Genomic DNA, 4124 nt, shown 5'->3' on the forward strand with positions numbered 1-4124 from the left:
TTCACGAACTGCGGCGCCATCAGCCGCACCTCGTGCCCCAGCGCCTGCAACTCACGCGCCCAGTAATGGGCACTCCCGCAGGCCTCCATGCCGATCCGGCAGGCCGGCAGCTGGGCGACGAAGTTGCGCAACTGGCTGCGCCGCAGCGCCTTCGAAAACACCTGCCGGCCCTGCGCATCCACACCGTGGACCTGGAACACGTTCTTCGCGAGATCAATACCGAGTGTTGTAACCTGCATGTGGACGCCTCCGTCTTCTTCGAGTGAGAGTGATCACCCCCACTCTGGCACATCGCGATGCCGTAATAGGGCGGGGGCGTCCATCCCATTGAGGAGCGCAGCGACGAAGCAACCTCCTTACGAAACCACCGGATGCTGACGCGCGGCCAGCTTTCGAAGGTGACTCGCTGCGCCCGCCTTTCGGGCCGCCCTGCGGCCGTTCAGCGCGCAGCGCGTTTTTGTGCCGCGTCGTCTGGGGTTCCTCGGAATGACGGTGCATGTGCGTGGCGCCCTACAGCGCCAGGTCGATCGCCAGCAGGACGACGAAACCGACCAGCACGCCGACCGTCGCCTGCGCCTCGTGCCCCTTGCGGTGCGACTCGGGGATGATCTCGTGACTGATGACGAACAGCATCGCCCCGGCCGCGAAGGCGAGCCCCCAGGGCAACAGGAACTCCATCAGGGTAATGGCGCCCGCCCCGACCAGACCACCGATTGGCTGCACCAGCCCGGTCAGCAGGGTCACCCCGAATGCGGCCCACTTGCTGTAGCCCAGTGACAGCAGCGCGATCGCGACCACCAGCCCCTCCGGCATGTTCTGCAGACCGATCGCGATCGCCAGCGCGATCCCGTCACGGACGTCATCGCCCCCGAAACCCACGCCGACGGCCAGCCCCTCGGGCAGGTTGTGCAGGGCGATGGCAAAGATAAACAACCAGACACGGCGGATCTTGGCGGGGTCGGCCCCGCTTTGCGGGCCGATGTGGAAGTGTTCGTGCGGCACACACTTGTGCAGGGCGAGCAGCGCGCCGCCCCCGAGCGCCATGCCCACCGCCAGAACGACAATCGCCATACCCACGCCGCCATACTGCAGCTCGGCCTGTTCCACCGACGGCAAAACCAGCTCGAAGGCCGTGGCGGAGAGCATCACTCCGGCGCCGAAGCCCATCATCGCGTCCTCCACCGACTGGCTGATCCGGCGCAGGAAGAAGATCGGAAGCGCGCCCACGGCTGTCATCAGCCCGGCCACGAAGCTCGCCAGCAGGCCGATCTGCAGCGTACTCAGGCCGACGAGCCGCTCTTCCAGCGAAGGCCAGACCAGACTGACCAGCCAGATGAAGGCCGCCAGCGCGATCAGCGACCCGATCAGGAAGACCCGGGGGACCGGTTTGCCGTGATCGTATTCGACAACGGGCTCGTTTGATTCGCTCATGCTCGATCCTTGAACGTCCTGACGGCGTGGTGTTTGTACCATGGATTCCCGGGCCGCCTGCGGGTTTCACAGGCACAGGCTATGGCCGCGGTGCGCTCAACCTATCGTAAACGACGGCCGTGCGCGGTAGAGTTTTCGGCCAGCACTTCGGCCGTCCCACCCGGATTACAAGGACCCACCGATGCTCGACACCATCGACCAGTTCCTCGGCGACACCGCCGGCCTTCTCTGGGGTAACCCGATTACCCTGATCCTCCTGCTGGGCACGGGGCTCTATCTCACCATCCGCCTGGGTCTGGTTCAGGTCGTGGCCTTCCGCGAGGGCTGGCGCGCCCTGCGCGGGTCGGACGGTCGGGCCGGCGGCACCGGACAGATCTCGCCGTTCCAGGCGCTCTCCACCGCGCTGTCCGGGACCATCGGAACCGGGAACATCGCCGGCGTAGCCACGGCCATCGCGCTGGGCGGCCCCGGGGCGTTGTTCTGGATGTGGGTCACCGCCTTCTTCGGCATGGCGACCAAGTTCGCGGAGACCACCCTGGCGGTGCGCTACCGCGAGATCGCCCCGGACGGCAGCATCGCCGGCGGCCCGATGTTCACGCTCCTCAACGGCCTGAAGATGAAGAAGCTGGCGATCCTGTTCGCCGCCTTCACCCTGATCGCCTCGTTCGGCATCGGCAACATGGTGCAGGCCAACTCCGTGGTCGACGGCCTGACCTTCATCGTGCCGGACCTGCGCGCGGACGACGACATCATGGGCTGGATGGCCCTGATCATCGGCCTGACCATGGCCGTGCTCGTGGCGCTGGTCATCATCGGCGGCGTCAAGCGCATCGCCATGATCGCCTCGACCATCGTCCCGTTCATGGCCGTGATCTACATGCTGGGTGCCTTCGTGGTGATCGTCGCCAACATCGATGCCGTCCCGGCCGCGGTCGCCACCATCCTGAACCTTGCGCTCAATCCGTGGGCCGCCGGCGGCGGCGCGATCGGCCTCGCCATCCAGTACGGCGTCGCGCGCGGCATGTTCTCCAACGAGGCGGGCCTGGGCTCCTCGGCCATGGCGCATGCCGCGGCCAAGAACGGCGATCCTCCGCGCGAGGGCTCGGTGGCCATGCTCGAGCCGTTTATCGATACCATCGTGGTCTGCACCCTGACCGGTCTGGCCATCGTGGTTACCGGGGCCTACATTGACCGCGCCGACGACGTCGTGGGTGCCTCCCTGACCGCCACCGCCTTCAGCTCCACCCTGGGCCCGTTCGGCGCCATGGTGGTGGGTATCAGTCTGATGCTGTTTGCCTTCTCCACCATGATCGCCTGGTCCTACTACGGCGACCGCTCGGCCTACTTCCTGTTCGGCGAGCGCGCGGTCATGCCCTACCGCATCGTGTTCGTCATCCTGATCGTGATCGGGGCCACCATCCCGCTGGGCGTGGTCTGGAACTTCTCCGATATCGCCAACATCGCCATGGCCGCACCTAACCTGATCGCGCTCATCCTCCTGGCCGGCCTGGTGAAGAAGCTGCGCGACGACTACGTGGCCCACCGCCCGATCCCGGATCGTCATGACGGATAAGGCCCCGGTCGCAGGCGGCCCCAGCGACCCGTTCGCCCAGGGCCCGGCGCGGCCCGATGCCGCCATGCTCGTGCGCGAGGTCGAGGCCGCCCTCGCGGAAGACCTCGGCCCCAACGGCCTGGACGGCGACCTGACCGCCGCCCTGGTCCCGGCCGAACGCGTCGCGCGCGCCACGCTGCTGCTCAAGGAGCCCGCGATCGTCTGCGGACAGGCGTGGTTCGAGCGCGTATTCACCAGCCTCGCGCCGGAGACCCGCATCGACTGGCAGGTACCCGAGGGCGCCCGGGTGGCCGTGGACGGCCAACCCCGGGTGATCGCGACGCTCGAGGGGCCGGCCCGGGCCGTCCTGGCCGCCGAACGCGCGGCCCTGAACCTGCTGCAGACCCTCTCCGGAACCGCCAGCGAGACCGCGCGCTGGGTCGCGCCCCTGGAAGGCACCGAGAGCCGCGTCCTGGACACCCGCAAGACCCTTCCGGGGCTGCGGCATGGGCAGAAGTACGCGGTGCGCTGCGGCGGCGGCTACAACCATCGGCTGGCGTTGTGGGATGCGGTGCTGATCAAGGAAAACCACATCGCCGCCTGCGGCTCCATCGCCGCCGCGGTCGAGCGCGCCCGCACCCTGGGTGCCGGACGCTGGGTCGAGGTGGAGACCGAGAGCCTCGACGAGGTGGACCAGGCCCTGGCCGCCGGAGCCGACGTGATCATGCTCGACGAGCTGTCGCTGGACGACCTGGCCACTGCGGTGCGGCGCATTCGTGGCCGCGCGATCTCCGAGGCCTCCGGCGGGGTCACGCCCGACAGCCTGGCGGCCATCGCGGCGACCGGCGTGGACTACATTTCCGTGGGCGCGCTGACCAAGCACCTCCACGCGATCGACTACTCCCTGCGCCTCGATTAACCGCTCGACCGGAAACCGGTCTCCATTCGAGAGGGCTCCGGTCGGCCGCCTGCCTTACTGAAGCTGGTCCTGGCTCATCCGCTGTTGTCTACGGTGCCTTCGGTCCGCCGCTTGCGCTGTTGGTGGCTGGTCCTGGTTCGTCCTCCGGTGTTTACGGTGCCTCCGGTCCACATACTGCCCGGCGCTGACTCGCCAGCGCGCCCCGAGGTCCTTTCTTGCTTG

The 4124-nt window shown here is 67.8% G+C and carries 3 protein-coding genes and 1 pseudogene; 2 read left to right on the plus strand and 2 right to left on the minus strand.

From position 1 onward, the window contains the following. Together H609_RS0112955 and H609_RS0112960 are read right to left on the minus strand one after the other, a co-directional pair. Positions 1-239, minus strand: a pseudogene (locus H609_RS0112955) (IS110 family transposase); the annotation flags it as partial. A 271-nt stretch (positions 240-510) separates the two neighbouring features. Continuing rightward, positions 511-1431 carry a ZIP family metal transporter gene (locus H609_RS0112960; RefSeq protein ID WP_028485114.1) on the minus strand — a complete coding sequence of 307 codons (921 nt, stop codon included), beginning with the start codon at positions 1429-1431 and terminating at the stop codon, positions 511-513. Between the two features lie 181 nt (positions 1432-1612). On the opposite strand from H609_RS0112960, the gene H609_RS0112965 reads away from it, so the two are divergent. Both H609_RS0112965 and nadC read left to right on the plus strand, forming a co-directional pair. Then, complete coding sequence (locus H609_RS0112965) at positions 1613-3004, plus strand: sodium:alanine symporter family protein (protein WP_018875834.1); 1392 nt, start codon at positions 1613-1615, stop codon at positions 3002-3004. Continuing rightward, positions 2994-3902: a carboxylating nicotinate-nucleotide diphosphorylase gene (gene nadC, locus H609_RS0112970; RefSeq protein ID WP_028485115.1), complete on the plus strand. Its 909-nt coding sequence runs from the start codon at positions 2994-2996 to the stop codon at positions 3900-3902. Before H609_RS0112965 ends, nadC begins: the two co-directional genes overlap by 11 nt. Positions 3903-4124 lie beyond the last annotated feature (222 nt).

Source organism: Thioalkalivibrio sp. ALE17 (assembly GCF_000425605.1).
Taxonomy (GTDB): domain Bacteria; phylum Pseudomonadota; class Gammaproteobacteria; order Ectothiorhodospirales; family Ectothiorhodospiraceae; genus Thioalkalivibrio.